Below are 23,094 nucleotides of genomic sequence, written 5' to 3' on the forward strand. Positions count from 1 at the left end.
GGCATCGAGGCCGGCGCCGACCGCCTCGGCAACCTGGTCGACAACCTCCTCGACATGTCCCGGCTCCAGACCGGCACGGTCGCCCCCGTCATCCGGTCCGTCGACCTCGACGAGGTGGTCCCGATGGCCCTGGGCGGCGTACCCGAGGACTCCGTCCACCTCGACATCCCGGAAACCCTCCCCATGGTCGCCGTCGACCCGGGCCTGCTGGAGCGGGCGGTCGCCAACATCGTGGAGAACGCCGTCAAGTACAGCCCGCCCGGCACCCCCGTGCTCGTCGCCGCCTCCGCGCTGGGCGACCGGGTGGAGGTACGGGTGGTGGACCGCGGGCCCGGGGTCCCGGACGCGTCGAAGGACCGGATCTTCGCCCCCTTCCAGCGCCTCGGCGACGCCCCCCGCGGCGCCGGCGTGGGCCTCGGCCTGGCCGTGGCCCGGGGCTTCGCCGAGGCCATGGGCGCCACGCTGGACGCCGAGGACACCCCGGGCGGCGGGCTCACCATGGTCCTCAGCCTCCGCCGGGCGGCCCCCGGCGCCGCGCCGGAGCCCCCGACCGGGCAGGATGAAGCGGAACACACCCGACAGAAAGCAGGCCCTTCATGACCCGGGTGCTCGTGGTCGAGGACGAGCCGCAGATCGTGCGCGCCCTGGAGATCAACCTGAAGGCGCGCCGCTACGAGGTGGACACCGCGGGCGACGGGGCCGGGGCGCTGGAGCTCGCGGCCGCCCGCCACCCCGACGTGGTCGTCCTCGACCTCGGACTGCCTGATATGGACGGGGTCGAGGTGATCAGGGGGCTGCGCGGCTGGACCCGGGTGCCCATCCTGGTCCTCTCCGCCCGGCACAGCTCCGACGAGAAGGTCGAGGCCCTCGACGCGGGGGCCGACGACTACGTCACCAAGCCCTTCGGCATGGACGAGCTGCTCGCCCGTCTGCGCGCCGCCGTGCGCCGGGCCGAGCCGGCCGCCGCGGGGGAGGCCGAGGTGCTGGTCGAGACCGAGGGCTTCACCGTGGACCTCGCCGCGAAGAAGGCCGTCCGCGAGGGCCGGGACGTGCGCCTGACCCCCACCGAGTGGCACCTGCTGGAGGTGCTCGTGCGCAACGCGGGCCGCCTCGTCAGCCAGAAGCAGCTGCTCCAGGAGGTCTGGGGGCCCTCGTACGGCACCGAGACGAACTACCTGCGCGTCTACATGGCCCAGCTGCGCCGCAAACTGGAGGCGGACCCCTCGCACCCGCGGCACTTCATCACGGAACCGGGTATGGGCTACCGCTTCGAGCGGGGGCCCGCACGCCGGTAGGCTCTCTGTATGAGCGCTGTACCTCATCCCGAGAAGCCCGCGAAGCCGGCGAAGCAGGGCGGCCGGTTCCGCCGGATGATCGAACGCCTGTCGACCTCGCAGGAGGAGCTGCACTCCGCCGAGCTGCAGGAGGACGCCGAGGCGGCGGGGTGCACCCGGATCTGCGACTGCAACGACCGCCAGATAGTCAAGGTCACCGGTACGCTGCGCACGGTCACGCTGCGGCCGCGGGCCGGGGTCCCGGCCCTGGAGGCGGAGCTCTTCGACGGTTCCGCGGCCCTGGACGTGGTCTGGCTGGGCCGCCGCTCGATCGTGGGCATAGAGCCGGGCCGCAGGATGATCGCCTCCGGCCGGATCGCCATGAGCCACGGACGGCGGGTCCTCTTCAACCCGAAGTACGAACTCCGACCGCTCGGACAGGAGCAGTAGCCGGTGACGTCATTCGACAAACCGACCGCCGACCAGCAGGACCGCGGTACACCGCCCGGACCGGACGCGCCCCCGGCGCAGACGTCCCAGGACGAGGTGAAGGCCGCGACGCAGGCCGCCCTCTTCGATGCCTTCGGCGGCATCCGGGGCACCGTGGAGACGATGCTCCCCGGCCTGCTCTTCGTCATGATCTACACGTTCAACAAGGACGTGAAGATGTCGGCCATCGCGGCGGGCGCCGTGGCGGCCCTGCTGGTCGTCGTACGGCTGCTGCGCAAGGACACCGTCAAGCACGCCTTCAGCGGGGTCTTCGGCGTCGGCGTGGGCGTGGCCTTCGCCCTGTTCACGGGCTCGGCCAAGGGCTTCTACCTGCCCGGCATGATCTACGGTGCCTGCCTGGGCGCCGCCTTCACCATCTCCGCGCTCGTCGGCTTCCCGCTGCTGGGCGTGGTCCTGGGCCCGGTGTTCCGGGAGAACCTTTCCTGGCGCACGCGCAACCCCGGGCGCAAGCAGGCGTACACCAAGGCCAGCCTGGCCTGGGGCATCATCTTCCTCGCCAAGTACGCGATCCTCTTCCCGCTGTACTTCTGGGGGGACGCGACCCAGCTCGGCTGGGTGCTGGTGGCGCTGAAACTGCCGCCGATGGTCCTCGCCGTGTACTTCACCTGGGTCTTCCTGGCGAAGGCCCCGCCGCCCATCGACGTGATCGCCGAGTGGGAGGCCGAGGAGAAGGCCGAGAAGGAGCGCAAGGCGGCGGCGCGCGAGGCGTAGCCGGTACGGCCGGCCCGCACCGGCCGGAGTGTACGAAGAGGGCCCCGCCGCCGTGGAGACACGGTGGCGGGGCCCTCTTCTGCGTGCGGCCGGTGCGCGGCGGCTTCGGCGGATCAGCCGTCGCGGCGGGCGTTGAGCAGCTCTTCGAGCTGCTCCTCGCGGGCCTGGGCGGCCACGAACAGCAGCTCGTCGCCCGCCTCCAGGCTCTCCTCCGGGTGCGGGGTGAGCACGCGGTTGCCGCGGATGATCGTGACGAGCGAGGTGTCCTGGGGCCAGTCGACCTCGCTGATCAGGACCCCGGCCATCGGGGACTCCGGCGGCAGGGTGAGCTCGACCAGGTTGGCGTCGCCGTGGCTGAAGCGCAGCAGGCGGACCAGGTCGCCTACGCTGACCGCCTCCTCGACCAGGGCGGACATCAGGCGCGGGGTGGAGACGGCGACGTCCACGCCCCAGGACTCGTTGAAGAGCCACTCGTTCTTCGGGTTGTTGACCCGGGCGACCACGCGCGGGACGCCGTACTCGGTCTTGGCCAGCAGGGAGACGACCAGGTTGACCTTGTCGTCGCCGGTGGCGGCGATGACCACGTTGCAGCGCTGGAGGGCCGCCTCGTCGAGCGAGGTGATCTCGCAGGCGTCGGCCAGCAGCCACTCGGCCTGCGGCACCCGCTCCACGGAGATAGCGGTGGGGGCCTTGTCCACGAGGAGGACCTCGTGGCCGTTCTCCAGCAGCTCGCCCGCGATGGAGCGGCCCACGGCGCCGGCCCCGGCGATCGCGACCCTCATGCCTGTGCCTCCTCGGGGCCGTCGGCGAAGGCCGCCTCGACCTTGTCGATCTCGTCCGTGCGCATCATCACGTGGACGAGGTCACCCTCCTGCAGGACCGTCTGGGAGCTGGGCAGCATGGCCTCGCCCAGCCGGGTGAGGAAGGCGACGCGGACCCCGGTCTCGTCCTGGATCCGGCTGACCTTGTGGCCGATCCACAGGGGGGAGATGTGGACCTCGGCGAGCTGGACCCCGCCGCTCGGGTCCCGCCACAGCGGTTCGGCGCCGGAGGGCAGCAGACGGCGCAGCATCTGGTCGGCCGTCCAGCGGACGGTGGCGACCGTGGGGATGCCCAGGCGCTGGTAGACCTCGGCGCGCTTGGGGTCGTAGATGCGGGCGGCGACGTTCTCGACGCCGAACATCTCGCGCGCCACGCGGGCGGCGATGATGTTGGAATTGTCACCGCTGCTGACCGCGGCGAAGGCTCCCGCCTCCTCGATCCCGGCCTCGCGCAGGGTGTCCTGGTCGAAGCCGACGCCGGTGACGCGGCGGCCGCCGAACCCCGACCCCAGCCGGCGGAACGCCGTGGGGTCCTGGTCGACGACGGCGACCGTATGCCCCTGCTGCTCCAGGGTCTGCGCCAGAGCGGAGCCCACTCTTCCGCATCCCATAATGACGATGTGCACGGCCGTCCTTCCGGCTGTCAACAGTTTCGGACCCGTGTGGGGTTCGGACTCGGACTCCACAGGGTCTCAGACCATGGGCCAAGCTACACACGCGCCGTCACCAGTGTGACCTCTTGCGGGCAGCCGGACCGCAATTGGAGCGACGTTGGGGTGGTGGTTGGCCAGCGTACTTTTCGAACGCTTACCATCCTCTCCGTGTCCAAACTGACCGACGTGCCCAAACGGATCCTGATCGGCCGGGCGCTGCGCAGCGACCGCCTCGGGGAAACCCTCCTCCCCAAACGGATCGCGCTCCCCGTCTTCGCCTCCGACCCCTTGTCCTCCGTGGCATATGCCCCCGGCGAGGTGCTCCTCGTCCTTTCCGTCGCGGGCGTATCGGCGTACCACTTCAGCCCCTGGATCGCGGTCGCGGTCGTCGTGCTGATGTTCACCGTGGTGGCGTCGTACCGGCAGAACGTGCACGCGTACCCCAGCGGCGGCGGCGACTACGAGGTCGCCAACACCAACCTGGGCCCCAAGGCCGGCCTCACGGTGGCCAGCGCGCTGCTCGTGGACTACGTGCTCACCGTCGCCGTGTCGATCTCCTCCGGAGTCGAGAATCTCGGTTCCGCCGTGGACTTCGTCATCGAGCACAAAGTGCTCTCCGCGACGGTCATGATCCTTCTCCTCACACTGATGAATCTGCGCGGTGTGAAGGAATCCGGAAAACTCTTCGCGATTCCCACCTACATCTTCGTGTTCGGCGTCTTCGCCATGGTCGCCTGGGGCGCCTGGCGGGGGATCGTCCTCGACGAGACGATGAAGGCCCCGACCGCGGATTACGAGATCAAACCCGAACACCAGGGACTCGCCGGGTTCGCGCTGGTCTTCCTGCTGCTCAGGGCCTTCTCCTCCGGCTGCGCCGCGCTCACCGGCGTCGAGGCCATCAGCAACGGCGTCCCCGCCTTCCGCAAGCCCAAGAGCCGCAACGCGGCCACCACCCTCGCGCTGATGGGCGGCCTGGCCGTCACGATGTTCTGCGGGATCATCGGCCTGGCGATGGCCACCAACGTGCGCATGGCCGAGCACCCGGCCAAGGACCTCTACGTGGACGGCGCCCCCGTGGGCCCCGACTACGTCCAGCACCCCGTGATCTCCCAGGTCGCCGAGGCGGTCTTCGGCAACGGCAGCTTCTTCTTCATCCTGCTCGCCACCGCCACCGCCCTCGTGCTCTTCCTCGCGGCCAACACGGCGTACAACGGCTTCCCGCTCCTCGGCTCGATCCTCGCCCAGGACCGCTACCTGCCGCGCCAGCTGCACACCCGCGGCGACCGGCTCGCCTTCTCCAACGGCATCGTGCTCCTCGCCGGCGCCGCGATACTGCTGGTCTGGCTGTACGACGCCGACTCCACCAAGCTGATCCAGCTGTACATCGTCGGCGTGTTCGTCTCCTTCACCCTCAGCCAGATCGGCATGGTCCGGCACTGGAACCGGCACCTCGCCAAGGAGCGCGACACCGCCAAGCGCCGCCACATGCTGCGCTCGCGCGCGATCAACGCCTTCGGCGCCTTCTTCACCGGCCTCGTGCTGGTCGTCGTCCTCGCCACCAAGTTCACGCACGGCGCCTGGGTCGCCCTGCTCGGCATGGTGATCTTCTACGGGACCATGACCGCGATCCGGAAGCACTACGACCGCGTCGCCGCCGAGATCGCCGCCGCCGAGGGGCCCTCCGAGGACAGCGTGCGCCCGTCGCGGGTCCACTCCATCGTCCTGGTCTCCAAGGTCCACAAGCCCACCCTGCGGGCCCTCGCCTTCGCCAAGCTGACCCGCTCCGACAAACTGGAGGCGCTCAGCATCAGCGTGGACCCGGTCGAGACGAAGGCCCTGCGCGACGAGTGGGAGCGGCGCGGGATCAACGTCCCGCTGAAGATCCTCGACTCCCCGTACCGCGAGATCACCCGCCCCGTCGTCGAGTACGTCAAGGGGCTGCGCTCGGAGAACCCGCGCGACGCCGTCAGCGTGTACATCCCCGAGTACGTCGTCGGACGCTGGTACGAGCACCTGCTGCACAACCAGAGCGCCCTGCGCCTCAAGGGCCGGCTGCTCTTCACCCCCGGAGTGATGGTCACCTCGGTGCCGTACCAGCTCCAGTCCTCCGAGCTCGCGAAGAAGCGGGCGAAGAAGCGCCAGGACTGGAACGCGCCGGGCGCGGTGCGCCGCGGGCCGGTGGACACCCGGCCGAAGGAGCCGAGCGGCAGGCCGTAGAGGCGGGCCGTTGCGGCAGGTCTGAGCGGCGGGCCGTAGAGGCAGGCCGTTACGGCAGGTCTGAGCGGCGGGGCGCGGGCGCTGGCCGGGCGGCCCGGTGGCCGCCGTAGGGCGGCCGCGGGGCCCGGTTGGTGAAGGGCCGGGCGGAACCGGCGTAAACTGACGGGTCGGCCGCCCGGCCTTCCGTTTTGCCGTGAACCCCCTGACGGGCCGGCGGCCGTCCCGCCGCCCGGCCCGCCGGCTGCCCCGCACCCCCCCGACCGATGGAGAGTCCCCCCGCCATGACCGAGCAGAACGCAACCCAGTCACTGGTCGGGGAGGAGTACGAGGTCGAGGTCGGCCCCGTCGCGCACGGCGGCCACTGCATCGCCCGTACCGCCGACGGCCGGGTCCTCTTCGTCCGCCACGCCCTGCCCGGCGAGACCGTGATCGCCAGGGTCACCGAGGGCGAGGCGGACTCCCGCTTCCTGCGGGCCGACGCCGTCACCGTCCTCACCGCCTCCAAGGACCGGGTCGAGGCCCCCTGCCCCTTCGCCGGCCCCGGCCGCTGCGGCGGCTGCGACTGGCAGCACGCCAAGCCGGGCGCGCAGCGCCGCCTCAAGGGCGAGGTCGTGGCCGAGCAGCTGCGCCGGCTCGCCGGGCTCACCCCGGAGGAGGCCGGCTGGGACGGCACCGTCATGCCCGCCGAGGGCGACAAGCTGCCCGCCGGACAGGTGCCGCAGTGGCGGACCCGGGTGCAGTTCGCCGTGGACGAGGAGGGGCGCGCGGGCCTGCGCAAGCACCGCTCCCACGAGGTCGAGGCCGTCGACCACTGCATGATCGCCGCCCCCGGGGTCTCGGAACTCGGCATCGAGAAGCGCGAGTGGCCCCAGATGGCCTCCGTCGAGGCCATCGCCGCCACCGGCTCGGGCGACCGCCAGGTCGTCCTCACCCCCCGCCCCGGCGGCCGCCTCCCGCTCGTCGAGCTCGACAAGCCGGTGTCCGTCCTGCGCGTGGAGGAGAAGGACGGCGGGGTCCACCGCGTCCACGGCCGCCCCTTCGTCCGCGAGCGCGCCGACGGCCGCACGTACCGCGTCGGCATGGGCGGCTTCTGGCAGGTCCACCCGCAGGCCGCGGACACCCTGGTCCGCGCCGTCATGCAGGGCCTCATGCCGCGCAAGGGCGAGATGGCCCTCGACCTCTACTGCGGCGTCGGCATCTTCGCCGGCGCCCTCGCCGAGCGCCTCGGCGAGACGGGCGCGGTGCTCGGCATCGAATCCGGCAAGCGCGCGGTCGAGGACGCCCGCCACAACCTGGCCGACTTCCCGCGGGTCCGCATCGAACAGGGCAAGGTCGAGCAGATCCTGCCGCGCACCCGGATCACGGAGTGCGACCTGATCGTCCTGGACCCCCCGCGCGCCGGCGCCGGCAAGGCCACGGTCCGCCACCTCGCCTCCCTCTCGGCCCGCCGCATCGCCTACGTCGCCTGCGACCCGGCCGCCCTGGCCCGCGACCTGGCCTACTTCGCCGCAGAGGGCTACCGCGTCCGCACCCTGCGCGCCTTCGACCTCTTCCCGATGACCCACCACGTGGAGTGCGTCGCGATCCTTGAGCCTGCCGAAAAGGGCCGTTGACCTGCGGTTTTGTTGAGTGTGCATTATGTGCGTTACGTGCGTTACGGGCGATATCTTGACGCATATCTGACGCACGTGACGCACGTTTGACGCACGCCTGACGCACGCCCGGCTTGTTTGCTGACGTGTCGTCAGCAGCAGAAAGCCGCCCTCCCAACCGGTATGACAACCGGGCTGGAAGGGCGGCTTTCTGCTGTGCGGATACCCGTGGTGTGCCGTCTCCCGCAGCACCCACGACCAACGGTGAGCTGACACGCTCTGTAGTCACCTCCCGGTGAGGAAATATGCCTGCGATGCTGAGCGTTGGGGGCATCCACGGAGAGGGGAGGTGTTGGAGCTGCGGTTGTTCCAGACAGCGGACGGGAACGTGAGCGAGTTCGCACCACGGCTTGCTGAGGCCGAAGCAGACGTGCAGCGCCTCGTAGAGGCGAACATGGAGGCGCTGTTGGGGGTCCGGTTCTTGGCGTCCGAGTACGGCACAGGACCCGTCCACGCCGGCCGAATCGATTCGCTGGGCCTCGACGCGAACGGGGCTCCAGTCGTTGTCGAGTACAAGCGCGGCACGGATCCAGGCGTGATCAATCAGGGACTCTTCTACTTGAGCTGGCTCGTGGACCATCGCAGCGAGTTTGAGCAACTGGTCCGCGACAGGCTCGGATCGGACGCTGCGGCCCGGGTACTGTGGAGCGAGCCCAGGTTGATCTGCGTGGCCGGCGACTACACCCGTTACGACCTCCATGCTGTGCGTGAGCACTGGCGCAGCATTGACCTGGTCCGCTATCGCTTCTTCGGCACCCGCCTTATCGGACTCGAGACTCTGGCTGCTGCCACCGGGCGTTCGACGCACCGCAGGCGGAAGCAGCGCACCGAGCCGGTGGGGGCGGGGTGCAAGTCGATCGTCGAGCTGGCGGCAGCGGCGGATGAGGCCCTTCTCGGCCTCGGCGACGGCATCACTAAAGTGCGGCGCAAGCACTACAGCGCCTATCGCCGGCTGCAGAATTTCGCAAGCATTTGCCCGCCGCAGCGAACCAAGGTCCACGTGTACCTTTCGCTCGACCCCGCAGAGGTCGACCTCGTCCCCGATTTCATCAGGAACGTGCGGGGCTTGGGGCACCACGGAACAGGCGACCTTGAGGTACGACTGCGGACGGAGCGAGACCTGGAGCGTGCCCTTGACCTGTTTCGCGCCAGTTATGCGGCGGCGTGAACGGCCAAGCGAACGCGCAACGACCTTCGAGTCGTGAGATTCGAGTTGGTTCTTCTTCGTGAGGCTGCCTTTCGACGGGTGGGCAGGAAGTGGCGGTGGAGTACCCATCATCCCGAGATTCCCCGGTTAGGCTAACCGGGGAATCTCGGGTACCTTTCGCCGCGCGTCGAGACCATGCCGCTCCTCAACAGGGGGACCAGTAAGATCGTCGGCCCCTGCTGGGCGGTTCACTGTTGTCACCTCTCGCCGAGGAATTCCCTAGCACCGCGGAGCCTGATGCCGAGTCGGTCTTGCGTGGCCTGGCTGTCGAGGCGCACGTCCAGGGCACCCGGCAGCCGAGTGTCCGCGCGGCGTCCTGCGGGCAGCAGGGAGGGCGAGATGCCGTCCCGGCGGGCAATGAGCACGCCCAGCGAGTAGCGGCTGAGTGCGTCGGTGCCGGCGAGGTGAAAGACGCCGGCCTCGGTCGAGAACGCGAGATTCCACAGGCCGGCCGCAAGGTCGGCGACGTGGATGGGGCAGCGGATGTCGTCAGTGAACAGGGCGCCCTCGCGCTCGTTGGCGGCTAGCTCCCGTACCACCCGTTCATGTTCGGAACCGCCGTCGCCGATGATCAGCGAGGTGCGGACGACAGCCGCGTCCGGGCACAGAAGCCGTACGGCGGTCTCGCTGGCGGCCTTCGCAGCCCCGTACGGGGTAATCGGGTCGGGGGCGCAGGTCTCGTCGTACCGCGCCCTGCCGATACCGGAGAAGACGGCATCGGAGGAGACGTGCACCAGGCGGATTCCGAGCCTCGCGGCAGCCAAGGCGACGTGCATGGAGCCGTCCGCGGTGACCGCCCAGTCCGCCCCGCTACTGCTCACGTTGATCACCACGCGAGGCGCCACGGTAGTCAGGAGCGCATCCACCTGTACGCGACTTCGGATGTCGAGCTGGTGCCAGACGCCTTCCTGCGTGCGGCCGGGGCGAGAATGGTACGAGGCGTCTGCCTCCCAGCCCCGCCCCCGTGCTTGACGCAGCAGCTCCGTTCCCAGGAACCCGCTGCCACCGATGATCAGCATCTTCATGCCGCCCACGCTAGGCGGTCGACCGCTCGGCCCGGCAGCGGTCGTCACGAAGTGATGCTGGTGCGCGCGCACCAGCCGTCGGCCGCCGGGCCGCCTACTGGTCCCGCTCCTCCGCCGGGGTCGGCTTTCGATGTCGACCCCGGCCTTTGCCCATTGATGGCCGGTCCCACTCCGCAGGCTTCGTCGGCACGGGCGGAGGCGGATATAGAAGTGACTGGGCAGCGGCCAGATTCTCGGCAATGCCGACCACCTGCCACTCCGTGCCCGTCCACTCTTCGATCGCTCTCGGCGCGGCCGGGTCGACATGGGCGCCACGGTGAGGACCGTTACCGAGCGGCACCGCGCGCCGCTTGCCCATCGAGGCGGCCCTGCGCTCGGCGCGCCGGCGCGCCCACTGTTCCAGTGGTTCGTCTTCCTGCATCCAGGCATCGTGGCCGAGTTCAGGTCTGGGCCGCCACCCTGTCCCTCGGATGAGTGATGACGCGTGGTGCGGTCACTCGATGGGGGGAAGTGCGAGGCGGGGTGTAGACCTCCTGCATGTGCCTCCGTAGCGTGCCTGTTCCAGAAATCAGGGCAGCCGTGGGGGAAGCGGCTCATGGAGGGGTCGGGGGATCCGATGGATGGAAACTGGGCGTCGTTCGGGCTGTGCCGGGCGGGAAACGCGGACGACCTCTTCGTCGAGGGGGCAGCCCAGAACCGAGCAAAGGCCTTGTGTGCAGGGTGTCCTGTGCGCGCCGAGTGCCTTGCTCACGCTCTCGACGAGCGGATCGAGCACGGCGTGTGGGGCGGCATGACGGAACGGGAGCGGCGTGCGCTGCTGAAACGCCGCCCCACCGTGCGGTCTTGGGCCGATCTCCTCAGAGCAGCACGCCGGGAGCACGACGCCGCGCTGGCCCCTTCTGCGCTCCGTACCGCCTAACCCTGTGTGCGAGTGCGGGCTGGAGCGAGTCCTGCTGAAGGAGGGGCTCCGTCGGTGGCAGCTGCTGGGACGCCCCTCTGGGAGCGTCCAGGTGCAGGACGTGTCGTTCAGCGGCGATACGCGCGAGGCTGAGGAGCGGCGGCCGGGAGCCGAACGGCGGTCGTTGGAGGAGGCGTCGCGCGAGGAGTAGGGGCGAGCGCTACGGCGGTCGAGGCCAGCTCGGCGAGGAGGTCCTCGGAGGCGCCGGCGGAGAGCCGTATCGTCCATGCTGCGCGGTCGAGGTCGTCGCCGCCATGCACGGTCCAGCGGTCGGTCGTGGAATGTGGGGCGTGCTCGAAGGTGATCGAGCGGTCCTTCGCGGTCCAGCTGGTGTGGGCGGGGTGGCTCGCGGGGTGCCAGCCTGCGGCCTGCAGGATTTCGTGCGGGCCTTCGCCGGACCAGACCGGAGGAGCGTCGAGGTGCTGCAGGATCGCCGCGATCAGGAGGGTGGGTGTGCCGGCGGTGATCGTGGTGTACCACAGGCGTTCGCCGACAGGGCCGTCGTACTCGGCGATCGTCCAGGCGACGTCGGTGCGGTGGCGGGCCTCGTGATCGAACTCGACCCGGGAGAGAAGGGATTCGTGGACAGCGATCGTCGTATCGTCGAACGGCCGATACCTCTCCCACTGCGGGAGGCCGTCGAAGAGGGCCTGCAGGAAGGATTCGTGCTCGCCAGGTCCCGCGGTAGGCGGCTCGACTGTGGGTGCCACGGTCTCCCGGTGATCGGCCTGCGCTGCTCCCGTCAGGACTTGGCGAACGGTGCGTTCGAGGTCGGTCAGCGGGGCGGGGCCGGGGCGGACGGCGACGGAGTACAGCCGGTGGAACTCGGCGATGGCCTCCGTCTCGCTCTCGAACGTGGAGGTGACCTGCCGGACATGGTTCTCGCCGTGGAGGTGGACGTGGCGCCGGACGCCGGTGGCGGAGCTGGCGACGGCGACGGTGTTGAGTCCGTCGTCGGCGTGCAGGTGGACGACGAGGCGGCCGTCGGCGATGTCGTCGTGGATGCGCTGGGCTTCAGCGCTCACCTCGCGGACTTCCTCCGTCGTGCACCAGGGGAAGGGGTAGTTGCTCCACTCCCACTCGGTGTTGATCTCGTCCTGGAGGCCGGGTGCGATGTCCACGGTGAAGCCGCACCGCTTCAGCTGCTCGGCCGTGATGCCGGCGTAGTGGGGCTCGTCGCGGTCGATGCGGGCGAGCACCATGGTGGTGGGGCTGGTGCTGCGCCAGCCGAGGTCGTGGAGGTGGGAGCGGGCTGCGTCGGCCGTGGGGCCGCTGGTGGTGGCGATGACACCGGGGTGGTGGTCAGGGTGGAGGGCGAAGTGGATGTGGGCGTTGGCAGCGGCGTGGAGCATCGGGGTCCTTCGGCTAGGGGACTCGCCCGGCGGTGGGTTGCCGGGCCGGGGGAGGGACTGGGGCACGCTGGGTGGTGAGGGGACCGCGCGGACCGGCTCGTGGGCTGGTGGATTCAGCGGATGAAAGGGAAGCCGGTAGCGGTCGAGTGGCGTTCTGCCAGCGGCTGCGGACGGTTTGCAGGTCGGCGAGTGCGCGGCGGCTGCCGGTGACGAGCTGGTGCACGGTATTGGCCGGGTCCGCGGTGTAGGCGGTGATCTGCCGGGCCGCGAGCAGGGCTCGGGCAAGCAGGTTCCGTTCGAGCAGCCGCTCCCCCCAGTAGTCCGCGGAGCCGACGGGCTCCGACAGCAGGGCGATCACGGCAGCCGGGGCGATGCCGGTGGCCAGGAGGCCGCGCTGCTGGGCCTCCCACAGCATCGTGACCGGGTCCACGGGATCTCCACGGTGGGCCAGCGCGGTCACGGCCTGCCACAGGCCGGAGTGGACAGGGTCGAGGAAGTCGTCAGCGGTCAGCCAGCGCATCTCCCGGACCTGTTCCGGCCGAGACACGACGCAGGCGAGCAACCACTGCTCAGCCTCCCGGTCTTCGTCCCGCTCGGCCGACCGAGGGGGCGACGGTAGAGGGGTGCGGGGCAAGGGGCGGGCGTGGGAGGGGAACCGTTCGGCCAGGTGATCGAGGTGCCGGACGAGGGCGTCGGCGGCGGACAGAGTGTGGCGGGGCCGGTCCGGCACGGTGGTGTCCATGGCTGCCTGCGCGAGTTGCTCGGCGTGGAGGCCGATGGTGCGCCGGGCGTGCTCGGCGTGGATGACGACGGCGTACGCCGCCACGTGCTGGGGCTGGGGGCAGGCGGAGATGAGGGTGTGCATGTAGGAGGGGGTCAGGCCCGGCGCCTGCGGCCGGGCCTTGGCCAGGACGGCAGTGAGCCAGGCGAGCCCGGTGCTGCTGGTCACTTCCTCCGGCGTGGGGACCTCCCGCATCGCTGCGAAGACTGCGGCGTGGACGGGACTGTCGAAGAACGAGGGGCCGAGGTCCTCCACGACCTGAAGGAGCGCCGGCTGGAGAAGGACGGCACCGAGGAGCGCCTGCTCGGCGTAGTGGAGCGGGGGCCGCTCGGTCGGTTCGTGCAGATCCTCGGCATCGGTGTCGGGGGTGGGGTGCATCAGGCGGCCAGGGCGAAGTCGTCGGCGGTGAGCGTGCGGTCGAGGTGCGGGGCGAGGAGGTGTGCGGCGAGCCGGGGCGGGACGGCGTTGCCGATCTGGGAGAACCTGGCGCCCTTGGTTCCCTGCCAGGGGTAGTCGGCAGGGAAGGTCTGCAGGGTGCCGGCCTCGGCGGCCGTTATCCGGATCGGCGCCGGCGTCTCCTGGGCCTGGACGTGGTCCGGGTGGGCGACCCAGGTGCATTCGTTGGCCCGGTGACCGAAGAACAGCGTGCCCGCAGGCTCGTCGATGCTTCTGACGGTTGCGTTGGGCTGGTTGTTGCTGCGCAGGGCCCAGGTCCAGTGGGTGGCCTTGCTGGTGCACGTCGGGGCCGGTCCGGAGGCCGGGCTGCTGCCTCGCGTTCCGTACCGGGCCGTCCAACCCGCTCCGCGGGTCTGGGGCTTGAGGACGATGTCCGAGGGCGCCGGGGGCTCTGTCCATGTCCCGCGGTCGCGCGCGTCGGCCAGGGTCTTGCGGGCGCCGGAAGGGAAGGGCTCGGGGCCACCGCCGGGTCCACCACCGGCGCAGACAGTCGGCACGGGGCGATCGGTGGCGCCCCAGCCGAGTGCCTCGGCCATGGACACCCACCGTTCGCGGCCGGGCCCGAAGAGGGTCTCCGGCTCCGCGAAGCGGGCGTGCGTCAGCGGCGGGGGTTCGGCAGTTCGGACGCGCGAGGCGAGGAGGATCGCTCGCTTGCGCGTCTGCGGGACGCCGTAGTCAGCCGAGTTGAGGATTCCGGTCCAGGCGGAGAAGCCCCAGGACCGCAGGATCGCGGCGTACTGCTTCCACAGGGGGAGGACGTCAGGGACCTCCTCCATCGCCACCCAGTCCGGCTCGCCCGCCGAGGCGAGGGCGCGGAGGTAGCGCATCGGCTCTGCCGCCAGGAGGGAGCGTTCGTCCCGGCAGGCGCCGAGGAGCTTCTCGCGAGTGTCACGGCCGGCGGCGAGGTCGGCGACCGCCTGGTGCACCAGCGGCTGGTCGACCAGCCCCAGACGCTTCCCCGCCATGCTCCACGCCTGGCACGGCGGGGAGGCGATGAAGCCGCGCGTGCGCCCGGCGAAGATCCCGGCCGGATACATCGCGACGTCCGTACGGATGGTGAGCAGGCCAGCGGCGGCCCGTGTCTTGCACGCCCACTCGTCCCACTCCAGTCCGACGTCCCGGATCCCGAAGCGGCGGAGAGGGACGCTCCAACCGCCCGGGCCGGCGAACAGGTCGATCACGAGATCGCGGCCCGTGATCACGCCGACAGCCCGAAGTCGTTCTGGACCGGGTCGGCTTCGCCACGGCACGACCAGGGAGAGCAGCCATTGACGACCCCGTCTTCCAGCGCAGAGGCCGCCTCGTCGCCCAGTGCTGCACGTTCCGCGGCGGTGACATGGTCGATCGGTGCCTGGTCGAGGGGGACGCGAGACCGGTGGAGGAAGGCTTCGCCGAGCAGCTTGTTCCCGGTGGCGTTGGCCCGCGCGTTTCCCTGGCGGATGGCGGCGTCGAATTCCACGACGTCTTCCCATTCGGCAGGTGAGGTGTCGCGTATGTGCCGCCACTGGGCATTTCCGTGGAAGGGGCAAGTTATTGAGAATCGAGACAGGGTTGTGACCTTTCCTCTGTGGCAGGCGAAGCCCGCGTGGATCGGATGAGACGGACGTGGTAGACACGCGGCATGGCTGCGTTCATGGCGTTCTTCGATGGTTCGACCACCACTCGGAGGGTCAGCTCAGCCGTCGTGACTGCCGCGATCACGGGCCTTTGGCCGAAAGTCGAAGTCGACCCGACGCGACTTAGCGAGGCATGTGCCTTCAGCTGGAGCTTCTGCACGGATGAAGGTCCGGGTGAGGTGTTCATGCCGGAAGATGCGACGGGCCTCTATCTGGATGCGGCCCTGGCGGACTCTGCGCAGCTCGCATGCTTGCTGCGCCAGTGGATGCCGGACTCGGTCGACTTGGTGTTCTGCGATCAGGGTTACAACTTCGATGTTCGAGTAAGCCCGGGTGTCGCAGTGGCGGAGCTCATCGAAGAGGTGGACGACCAGCCCTGATGAGACTGTGTCGTGGCAGAGAACGCTCGCCTGGTCAGGGGAGATGGCTCTGTCGACCGGTGGGAGGGTGTAGCCATGGAAATTGCCAACCGTACGCTGACAGTCGATGTGATCACGGCACTGAGGTACTGGCCTGGTGTCATCTGGGGAGGTCAGAAGAACCCTCCGGACCCGGTGGATCTCACGGTTCTGCCACCTTTCTTCAACGACGTGCTGCTGGAACTTCCCTGGTGGAACCGCGACTGGAAGGTCCGCGATGTCGAGCCGGGCCTTCCGGTGGAGATCGAGGGTGATCGCCACGGCCAGCCTTCAAGGGTCACGGAGGTGTCAGTGCCGGGCACGGTCGGTTCCAGCGGTGGTGAGAGCCTGCCTTTCGTCGCGAAGGTCGCGTTTGCGGGCGACCAACTGATCGGATTTCAGGCCAAGATCGGCGAAGTGGTCCTCAGCCCTGCCCTCGCCCCTGCTGGGCGGCTGGAGCCACATCCGTTCGCAAGGGTGCTCACCGGGTTGATGGACTTGCGCGGGATACCGGTCAAGGCGATGGCAAGGGAAACTGCACGATCGATGTCCACCATCCACATGCTTCGCAGCGGCAGTCTCAACCCGGGGCCGCTGCTTACCCAGGAAATTGCCAAGGCTCTGGGCATGTCCGAAGCGGACGTCAGAGTCATCGCTGGACTTGACGACGGCAGGACTCGGTAGCTGACAGGCGACGGCGTCACGATGCAGCGTTGCCGTCAAGCGACTCGCTCACCGGGCGTCCTTTTGCCGGGCGACGGTGTCCGTGAGCTGAGTGAGGGGGATGAAGGCGGACCCTGTTCCGAGTTCTTTGGGCGTGGGCCCGGCGGGAGTCGGGATGTCGGCGAGTCTCTGGACGAGGGCGGTGACAGCGTCGCGGTCGCCTTCGAGGGCTTCGCGTTCGTCATCGGTGAGGTTGACCTGTTCGAGCATCTTGTTGATGCCGTCCTTGACCGCGAGGAGCTGGCCCTTGGTCGATTCCTTGGGGACGTAGAAGGGGCAGCGGGCGCAGGCCATGCGGTGGGGGCACTTGGCGAAGAAGTCGTAGCTGCAGTAACCGTCGCCGAGGTCGTAGTACTTCCAGGGCTGTTCGCCGCCCGCGGCGGCGCCGGTGAGGATGCTGTCGCGGTCGATGAGGACCTCGATGGTGCGGATGTTGCGGGCGAAGTAGTCGGCCTTCCGGTAGGCGGCGGTCAGGGTTCGTTGGAGGATCTTGGCGTAGTAGCGGGTGCTGGCGGGGTGCTTGTGGCCGAGCCATTGCTGCAGGTCGCCGAGGGTGAGGGGGTCGCGGGCGTTGAGGAGTTGCGTGGCGATGGTGCTGCGGGCACGGTGGCTGGTGAGGGCGCCACGGGAGTCTTCGGCAGGGATGCCGGCTTTCTGGCAGAGGGCCGGGATGATGTTGTCGTTGAGGTAGGCGTTGCCCACCAGTTGGCCGCGGTGGCAGAAGAGGTGCTGGCGGGGTAGGCCGGTCTTGCGGTCCGCGAGGTCGGGCTGGGGCGAGCGGACGAGTTTCCAGGCGTCGATCAGTTCTCCGACCAGAGGGTCGACGGGCTTGGCGAAGGGCCGGCTGGTCTTGTTCTGCGGGATGTGCAGCAGGCAGATGGGGTAGGTCTCGCCGGTCCGTTCGTCGGTTCCTTCGTCCCAGGTGATGCAGTCCAGGTCGAGGCGACGCAGCTCGTCCATGCGGCAGCCGGCGAACAGCCAGACGCCGACCATGGCCCGGACCATCTCGATGGGGTAGTAGGTGGCCTGCCAGCCTGCGGAGCGGGCCCGCGGGGTGCCGTAGGGCTTGAGGTCCTCACTGTTGAGCGTCAGCCCTGCGGCCATGAGCTTGGCCCAGGTCGCGTCGTCGATGATCCGCGGGTTGGGTCCCATGAGCGCGCGGAGCGACAGCGGCATGCTCAGCACCTGCCGCGGGTCGAACCTCGGCTTGATCCACTCCCATTCGATGAGGTCGTTGAAGAAGCCTCGGATGCTGTCGATCCGGTTGGCCTTCCCGGCGGGGCTCAGCGGCTGGCCGAAGCGGGAGCGGTTGCGGCTGTGCCCGGCCCACTGCCCGACGTTGGCGGTCATCGTGTCGGCTATGTACTCGGCCGCGATGTCGCGCGTCCAGTGCTCGGGAGCGATCGCTTCAGGGTGCTTCTCGGCTGCCCAGCGGCCAGCGACCAGGATGGCCGAGAGCATCGACCGCTTTGTCCCGGGTTCGTGGGTGACTAGCCGCATCCACCGCAGGGCCGCATCCCGCCACGGGGACGGGACCGTGGCCAGAGCTGCGGTTTCCGGTCCGGCCTTGTCCTGGTTGGTGCGTAGGGGCGAGGAGATGATGCCCTTGTCGGCCAGGACGCGGGAGATCTTGAACAAGCCGCGGCGGCGGCTCGTCGCGCCGGTGGAGCGGTAGTGCTCCATCAGGTCTTCCAGGAGGGGTTCGCGCAGGTCCTCCAGGTGAGGGCTGTTGTTGCTCAGGAGCACGTCGATGGTCGCGTTGCGGACCTGCCAGGGCAGGAGGTGGGTGGAGTTGCGCCAGGCCGTCAGAGTCTCCGCGATGGCATCGACCGCGGGCTGGATGGCCTGCGGGCCGAAGACGAGATCCGCGAGCCGGGCCAGACTGGTGATGCCGGCGGTGCCGTGCAGGCGGTGGTGGCCACCGAGCTGGTGGCCTAGAGCCGCCACATGAAACCGGAAGGCCCCGGCCTCCGCTGCGGCCTCTGCCCAGGTTTCCTCGTCCCAGGTCCAGTACGGCCTCTGCTGCCGGTGGACCTCCTTCAGCAGGCGAAACCGGGCCGAGCGTGCCTTGCCCGGATCCCAGGCGGATGTGACCTTGTCGATCGGGATGATCAGGCGTGCCAGATCCTCCGCTGCCCGGGCGTGCATCGCATTCAACGGGGCGATGTGCTCCAGTGCGGTCACCTCCTTCGGTATCAGGTCGGGCAGCAGGTGCATGGTCAGCCGGTGGCCGGGGGTGTGGTTCACGGTGTCTCCAGAAGACGGGCGAGGAGCCGCTCGCGGTCGGCGTGGAGGGTGGTGTTGGCCCGGTGGAAGCGTGCTGCGAGCTCACGGCCGGACAGGTGGATGTAGCGCATGGTCGTGGCCAGGTCGCGATGGCCGGCGTACTGGGCGATCTGGTCGATGGTCCAGTCGGCCCGGGCCAGGTCCGTCAGCCGCAGGTGCCGGAACGTGTGCGTGGAAAGGCGGCTGACGCCGGATGTGCTGCTGAGACGTTCGACGATCTTCGACCAGCTCGACGCTCCGAGCGGACCACCCGGGTTCCGATTCGAGGTCGATCGCAGCAGCGGTCCGCCGACCCTGCCGACCGAACTGCGTCGCTCGGCCAGGTAGGCCATGAATAGCTGGCCCGTCGCCTCCCCGTAGGTGACTTCCCGCGACCGCTTGGACTTTGTCGTCTCCGCCCTCAGCCGGATCAGACTGTAGGCGGGATCGAAGTCCTCGCCGGACAGCTGGACGAGTTCCTCGCGGCGTAGGGCGCCGTCGTAGGCGAGAGAAACCATGAGACGGTTCCGCAGTGGCTCGGCACGAGCCGCCTCAAGGATCCGCTGCCAATCGGCCTCCGTCGGTATCCACGGCGCTTGCTCGATACGCCGCACCAGACCCCGCTTGGGCCGGCGCCCTCGTCTGCCCGCCTGCCCGCGCCGAACCGGGTTCCGCTCCCGCAGTCCGTCCTCCACCAGGAACTCGTAGAAGGATCGGACCGCCACGAGCCGCTGCTGCACCGTCGCGTTCGCCAGCCCCGGGCCCGCCCGACTCGCGCCCTTCCCCCGCGGCCGGCCAGGCGGGCGCTCCAACATCTCCCCGACCCACGCCGCCACTGTGTCCGCCTTCGCGTACAGCGGTTCCGTACCCTCCACAGCGCAGAACCGCAGATGGTCCTCCACCGCGCGGCCGTACGCGTCGATCGTGTTCGGCGCCCGCCCGATGTTCGCCATGAACTGCAACCACCTGCGGGCTTCTTGATCCGCTGCCAGGGTAGGGAACTTGCCCCACGGGACATCGACCATGGCTCCAAGCTAGCCCCAGCCGATTCCACATAAGGCAGCCGAGGCAGCTGGACTTCGGGGTGTCGGCGAGACCGAGAGAGGTGAGATAGCGGACGCAGTCCGAGCGGGACCAGTCCATCTCGATCAGCGGGTGCAGGTTCCGCATGTACTGGACGTCGGCGTCCTTGGCGCGGTGGAATTCGTCGGTGGATATGCCGATCCACTGCTCGACGAATATGCCCTTCGGTACGCGGGTCGGGTACGGGTAGCCGAGGATCTTCCGGATCGTCTTCTTGATGGGCTTGACCTTGTATTCCCCGGTGCACTGGCGCCTGGTCATCCCAGGTCGGCCGTCCCTGTTCAGGATGTAGAGCGGCATCGAGGCAAAGCGGTGATCGGGGTTAAGGGCGTCGTTGCGAATATTGCCCGAGGAGACGCGAAGGATCGGTATCCCGGCAGGGGTTGCTATCTCTTCTTCGAGGCGGTCGAGGTGGCGGTAGACGGATTCGGGTTCCCAGCCAGTGTCGGCGAATATCGCGTAGTCGACCTTGGGGAGGATTCCTTCCGCAGAGAGCGCGAGTAGCGTACTGGACTGAACTCCGGCACCGAGGGACAGGGCGCGGAACTGGGGGGTGGGGGAGAGCGAGCGAGAAATGGAAATTCCTTGGGCGAGGTGAAGGAGAGGCGTGATCGAGAGGCGGGCGAGAGGGGGGAGGGCCGGTGTGGGGCGAGGAGCCAGGTAGGCGAGGAGGCGCAACCGGGCGCCGGAGGGGCCTCGGCGGTCAGCGGGTGCGTGCCCGAACGGGCTGGACAGCCGTCGCGCGAGGACGCGCGTCGGCAGGGGCCCTGCCGAGACGCGATGCGAGTGCGAAGCATCCGGTGTCGGTCAGGTGGAGGCGGACCGACCGCGAACCGGGTACGGGGCGGCGCGCTTCGCGCAGGACCCAGCCGCGAGATTCCAGGGACCGGACGGTGGCCATCGAGATCGAGACCCGGTCGTGTCGGGCCGAAACCCACTCCCCGGTTCCGTGGGCTTCGACCGTGATGTACCCGGACGCCGCCGCGTGCAGCGCGGCGTACTGCGCGGGCGACATCGGCAGCGGCCTGCTGACGCCGTTCCTCCCGGAGCGGAGGGCGACGGCGAGACCGGTGGCGGCGCCCACCGCGTCGGGCGCACCCAGCGCGGTCAGCATGTCCGCTTGCCGCAGATGGCGACCGGCGTCGAGGAGGGTGTCGAGAACACGTCCGGGCGGGTACGGCGGCGCCGCGCGCTCCTCAGGTTCCAGCTCGCCGAGGTAGACACTGACCCACGCCAGATGCTCGTCGGCCAGCTGAGCCTGGGCGGCCAGGAGCCGCAGGCGGCTGAACGTGTCACCGAGGGCCGGGCTCCTGTAGATCCGGACCGTGCCGAGTTCGGCCGCCACCGATTCCGCGGCCTGGCGGAGGGCACCGGCGCGCTCGGCGAGATCCAGGGCCCTGGCCGGGGCGCTGGACTCACCGAACTGGAGGGCGGCGAGGTGGTCGCGGAATCGTGTGGTCTGACTGGCGAGGGTGAGGACCGAGGCAGGAGGAGCGTCCGCCACCCACTCTCGATCCGCTTCGTGTGTGCTCGTCATCGCTGTCGTCCGGTCGCGCCGGCGGCGGGAGGCATCGGCAGCGGGGTGGCGCCGGGCCCGGAGCGGCTGGTGGTGAGGCTGATCTGCTCTGTCCGGCCCCGGGCTTCGGAGTCAGCGGCGGTGCGGCTGGGGGGCGGGGTTCCCGCAGGGTCGGCTTCGAAAGCCGGGGCGACGCGGTCGAGGGTCGTGGCGATGAACTGGGCCTGGTCGAGGGCCTCGCGGAGATATTCGGCGGTGTTGTCGGGGAGCTGGTCCCACTGGGCCCGGTACTGGTAGCGCTGGATGATTTCCGCGGCGTTGCGCATCTGCTCGGCGACCTGCCGCAGAATGGCGACCTGCTGGTCGCGTGCTGTCGCGGTGTGGGTGGCCTGGAGGAGTTCGTCCAGCGCGGTCGGCAGCGGATCGTCGTCTGCGGGCAGTCCGAAGAGCGTGGCGTGAATGACTTGGGCGAAGCCCGTGACCGGGCCGCCGCGGGAGCGGTGGTTGTAGTCGGCCGCCGCCTGCCGGCGGACGCCGAAGCTCACGGTCACGTCACGGGGCGCGGCGCCGGGGCGGATCTGGTCGGCGAGTGCACGAGCGACATCGTGCGCGGTCGGGATGTCGGGGGACGTGGGAGAACCTCCATTTGTAAGGGGGTAGTTCGCAAGGAGGGGTGGCTCGGTGCGGGGTCGTCGGCGGGCCATCCCGAGAGGGGGTGTGGTTGAGGGCTGCGCGGGTGGAAATGGCTGACCCTTACGGGCAGGGGGCCTTCCCGGGCCCGCGCCGGCCGGGTCAGTGGCGAAGGCCGGCAGCGGAGGAAGGGCGTGCGGGACGTGGGAGCGCCTGTGCTGACGGCAACGAGGTAGACACGCCCGGCTCCGGGCGCTGGCCGGCGGGCGGCCTTCGTACGGTGAGTACGGGTGCGGGGGAGCCGTCTGTCGTGACGCCGAGCACGCGGTCGCCCGGAAGCAGCTGGTCGGCGGTGATGGTGATCAGGTCGTGCACCGCGGCAGGCTCGGCCTGAGGGCTCCAGCCCAGGGCGTGAAGTACGGATTCCAGCGGAAGTTCGTGCTGGGCCATGGCGTAGCGCAGGGTGCCGACGGGGATCTGGGTGTGCCGGGCCCAGTCCTCCAGCCCCATGCTGAGGCCGTAGGCCCTATGAGGAATGCCGGTGCCCAGGGTCGAGCGGTTCTGTGGCTCCGCGGCGATGGCCTGTTCGGGATCCCAGCCCTGGGTGAGGCGCCGTCGGATGGTGGTAGTGCTGCAGTTCGCACGCGGGTCGACGCCCCAGTGGCACAGCGGCTTGGTCTCGCCGAACGCGGTGATGTGCATGGTGAAGTCCGGGCCGTCGGCTCCCTTGAGCAGGGCTTCCTCGAAGGTCATCCCGAACTTCGTGATCCGGTTGTAGAGCGTGTGGTACTTGATCCCGGACTGGTCCGCCCAGCCGCGCAGGGTCAAAGTCCTTTCCTGGTAGGTGTGTTCCAGCACGGGCTTGTCGTGGCGCTGCCGGGTGATGGCGTCCTCCGGGAGCCACCCGAGAGCGAGCCGAGTCCGCAGGGCTTCGCGGTTGACCGCGCAGCGGGGGTCTTCGGCCCAGGACGCCAGCGGCTTGGCCTCACCGAACGCGGAGATCTGCCCGCGGGCCAGTTCCCACATGTAGCGGTCTCGGCGCCGCTCCTTCGGCCAGGCCGTGCGTCGGCCCGCAGGCGTCGACTGGGCGACGGGACCGGGCGCTTTGCTGGAGGAGGGATCGTTCATGTGCGTTCTTTCATCTGGCCCCCTGGACTCGGGTACCGGTTCGGTCGGAGGAGTTCGTGGCCGTTGCTGCCGGCCGTGTGCTCAGGGCGGGGCCTGACGGCCTGCCGAATGTGGCCGG

The 23,094-nt window shown here is 69.6% G+C and carries 23 protein-coding genes and 1 pseudogene; 10 read left to right on the forward strand and 14 right to left on the reverse strand.

Annotated features, from left to right (window positions below; genetic code table 11):
* The 4 genes from ACZ7JZ_RS15530 to ACZ7JZ_RS15545 form a co-directional block, all read left to right on the forward strand.
* A partial coding sequence (locus ACZ7JZ_RS15530; protein WP_470938708.1) for a sensor histidine kinase occupies positions 1-600 on the forward strand: 600 nt, incomplete at its 5' end.
* A complete protein-coding gene (locus ACZ7JZ_RS15535) occupies positions 597-1,295 on the forward strand; it encodes a response regulator (protein WP_470938711.1) in 699 nt (232 codons plus the stop codon). The genes ACZ7JZ_RS15530 and ACZ7JZ_RS15535, both read left to right, overlap by 4 nt.
* Positions 1,296-1,304: 9 nt before the next feature.
* The gene (locus ACZ7JZ_RS15540) at positions 1,305-1,724 is read left to right on the forward strand and encodes an OB-fold nucleic acid binding domain-containing protein (RefSeq protein WP_470938714.1); all 420 of its coding nucleotides are present in this window, start codon (positions 1,305-1,307) and stop codon (positions 1,722-1,724) included.
* A gap of 3 nt (positions 1,725-1,727) precedes the next feature.
* Entirely contained in the window at positions 1,728-2,495 is a 768-nt protein-coding gene (locus ACZ7JZ_RS15545) for a DUF3159 domain-containing protein (RefSeq protein ID WP_470938716.1), read from the forward strand.
* Positions 2,496-2,608: 113 nt separating this feature from the next.
* Here the strand turns inward: ACZ7JZ_RS15545 and ACZ7JZ_RS15550 are convergent, their stop codons facing one another.
* Positions 2,609-3,277 carry a potassium channel family protein gene (locus ACZ7JZ_RS15550; protein ID WP_470938719.1) on the reverse strand — a complete coding sequence of 223 codons (669 nt, stop codon included), beginning with the start codon at positions 3,275-3,277 and terminating at the stop codon, positions 2,609-2,611.
* Positions 3,274-3,942: a potassium channel family protein gene (locus ACZ7JZ_RS15555; protein ID WP_470938722.1), complete on the reverse strand. Its 669-nt coding sequence runs from the start codon at positions 3,940-3,942 to the stop codon at positions 3,274-3,276. The genes ACZ7JZ_RS15550 and ACZ7JZ_RS15555 overlap by 4 nt, the downstream gene beginning before the upstream one ends.
* Before the next feature lie 195 nt (positions 3,943-4,137).
* On the opposite strand from ACZ7JZ_RS15555, the gene ACZ7JZ_RS15560 reads away from it, so the two are divergent.
* From ACZ7JZ_RS15560 to ACZ7JZ_RS15570, 3 genes are all read left to right on the forward strand, one after another.
* Positions 4,138-6,186, forward strand: a complete 2,049-nt coding sequence (locus tag ACZ7JZ_RS15560) for an APC family permease (protein WP_470938725.1) — start codon at positions 4,138-4,140, stop codon at positions 6,184-6,186.
* A gap of 281 nt (positions 6,187-6,467) precedes the next feature.
* Positions 6,468-7,799: a class I SAM-dependent RNA methyltransferase gene (locus ACZ7JZ_RS15565; RefSeq protein ID WP_470938728.1), complete on the forward strand. Its 1,332-nt coding sequence runs from the start codon at positions 6,468-6,470 to the stop codon at positions 7,797-7,799.
* Between the two features lie 328 nt (positions 7,800-8,127).
* Entirely contained in the window at positions 8,128-9,006 is an 879-nt protein-coding gene (locus ACZ7JZ_RS15570; RefSeq protein ID WP_470938731.1) for a DUF5655 domain-containing protein, read from the forward strand.
* Positions 9,007-9,242: 236 nt separating this feature from the next.
* On the opposite strand, the gene ACZ7JZ_RS15575 is transcribed toward ACZ7JZ_RS15570, so the two are convergent.
* A complete protein-coding gene (locus tag ACZ7JZ_RS15575) occupies positions 9,243-10,070 on the reverse strand; it encodes an SDR family oxidoreductase (protein WP_470938734.1) in 828 nt (275 codons plus the stop codon).
* A gap of 94 nt (positions 10,071-10,164) precedes the next feature.
* Positions 10,165-10,491, reverse strand: coding sequence for a DUF6087 family protein (locus ACZ7JZ_RS15580; protein WP_121831797.1), 327 nt, complete (start codon positions 10,489-10,491; stop codon positions 10,165-10,167).
* A gap of 195 nt (positions 10,492-10,686) precedes the next feature.
* Here ACZ7JZ_RS15580 and ACZ7JZ_RS15585 point away from each other — a divergent pair, with 195 nt between their 5' ends.
* The gene (locus tag ACZ7JZ_RS15585) at positions 10,687-10,989 is read left to right on the forward strand and encodes a WhiB family transcriptional regulator (protein WP_121831799.1); all 303 of its coding nucleotides are present in this window, start codon (positions 10,687-10,689) and stop codon (positions 10,987-10,989) included.
* A gap of 107 nt (positions 10,990-11,096) precedes the next feature.
* Here the strand turns inward: ACZ7JZ_RS15585 and ACZ7JZ_RS15590 are convergent, their stop codons facing one another.
* From ACZ7JZ_RS15590 to ACZ7JZ_RS15605, 4 genes are read right to left on the reverse strand one after another with little or no spacing between them, the layout of a single operon-like run.
* Positions 11,097-12,380 (reverse strand): DUF317 domain-containing protein, encoded by a 1,284-nt coding sequence (locus ACZ7JZ_RS15590; protein ID WP_470938737.1) that lies wholly within the window; start codon positions 12,378-12,380, stop codon positions 11,097-11,099.
* Positions 12,381-12,393: 13 nt separating this feature from the next.
* Positions 12,394-13,539 (reverse strand): DnaB-like helicase N-terminal domain-containing protein, encoded by a 1,146-nt coding sequence (locus ACZ7JZ_RS15595; RefSeq protein ID WP_470938740.1) that lies wholly within the window; start codon positions 13,537-13,539, stop codon positions 12,394-12,396.
* Positions 13,539-14,819: a DNA cytosine methyltransferase gene (locus ACZ7JZ_RS15600; RefSeq protein ID WP_470938743.1), complete on the reverse strand. Its 1,281-nt coding sequence runs from the start codon at positions 14,817-14,819 to the stop codon at positions 13,539-13,541. The genes ACZ7JZ_RS15595 and ACZ7JZ_RS15600 overlap by 1 nt, the downstream gene beginning before the upstream one ends.
* Positions 14,816-15,076 carry a hypothetical protein gene (locus ACZ7JZ_RS15605; protein WP_470938747.1) on the reverse strand — a complete coding sequence of 87 codons (261 nt, stop codon included), beginning with the start codon at positions 15,074-15,076 and terminating at the stop codon, positions 14,816-14,818. The genes ACZ7JZ_RS15600 and ACZ7JZ_RS15605 overlap by 4 nt, the downstream gene beginning before the upstream one ends.
* Positions 15,077-15,238: 162 nt before the next feature.
* Here ACZ7JZ_RS15605 and ACZ7JZ_RS15610 point away from each other — a divergent pair, with 162 nt between their 5' ends.
* Together ACZ7JZ_RS15610 and ACZ7JZ_RS15615 are read left to right on the forward strand one after the other, a co-directional pair.
* Positions 15,239-15,613: a hypothetical protein gene (locus ACZ7JZ_RS15610; RefSeq protein WP_470938750.1), complete on the forward strand. Its 375-nt coding sequence runs from the start codon at positions 15,239-15,241 to the stop codon at positions 15,611-15,613.
* Between the two features lie 75 nt (positions 15,614-15,688).
* Positions 15,689-16,315 (forward strand): XRE family transcriptional regulator, encoded by a 627-nt coding sequence (locus tag ACZ7JZ_RS15615; RefSeq protein ID WP_470938753.1) that lies wholly within the window; start codon positions 15,689-15,691, stop codon positions 16,313-16,315.
* A 48-nt stretch (positions 16,316-16,363) separates the two neighbouring features.
* Here the strand turns inward: ACZ7JZ_RS15615 and ACZ7JZ_RS15620 are convergent, their stop codons facing one another.
* From ACZ7JZ_RS15620 to ACZ7JZ_RS15645, 6 genes and pseudogenes are all read right to left on the reverse strand, one after another.
* The gene (locus tag ACZ7JZ_RS15620) at positions 16,364-18,601 is read right to left on the reverse strand and encodes a tyrosine-type recombinase/integrase (protein WP_470938757.1); all 2,238 of its coding nucleotides are present in this window, start codon (positions 18,599-18,601) and stop codon (positions 16,364-16,366) included.
* Entirely contained in the window at positions 18,598-19,572 is a 975-nt protein-coding gene (locus ACZ7JZ_RS15625; RefSeq protein ID WP_470938760.1) for a tyrosine-type recombinase/integrase, read from the reverse strand. The genes ACZ7JZ_RS15620 and ACZ7JZ_RS15625 overlap by 4 nt, the downstream gene beginning before the upstream one ends.
* A 106-nt stretch (positions 19,573-19,678) precedes the next feature.
* Positions 19,679-20,239, reverse strand: a pseudogene (locus tag ACZ7JZ_RS15630) (hypothetical protein); the annotation flags it as partial.
* Positions 20,240-20,405: 166 nt separating this feature from the next.
* Entirely contained in the window at positions 20,406-21,239 is an 834-nt protein-coding gene (locus tag ACZ7JZ_RS15635) for a hypothetical protein (RefSeq protein WP_470938763.1), read from the reverse strand.
* A complete protein-coding gene (locus ACZ7JZ_RS15640; RefSeq protein ID WP_470938765.1) occupies positions 21,236-21,763 on the reverse strand; it encodes a hypothetical protein in 528 nt (175 codons plus the stop codon). The genes ACZ7JZ_RS15635 and ACZ7JZ_RS15640 overlap by 4 nt, the downstream gene beginning before the upstream one ends.
* Before the next feature lie 247 nt (positions 21,764-22,010).
* The gene (locus ACZ7JZ_RS15645) at positions 22,011-22,976 is read right to left on the reverse strand and encodes a hypothetical protein (protein WP_470938768.1); all 966 of its coding nucleotides are present in this window, start codon (positions 22,974-22,976) and stop codon (positions 22,011-22,013) included.
* Positions 22,977-23,094: the final 118 nt, after the last annotated feature.

Source organism: Streptomyces sp. NPDC038213, assembly GCF_055600495.1.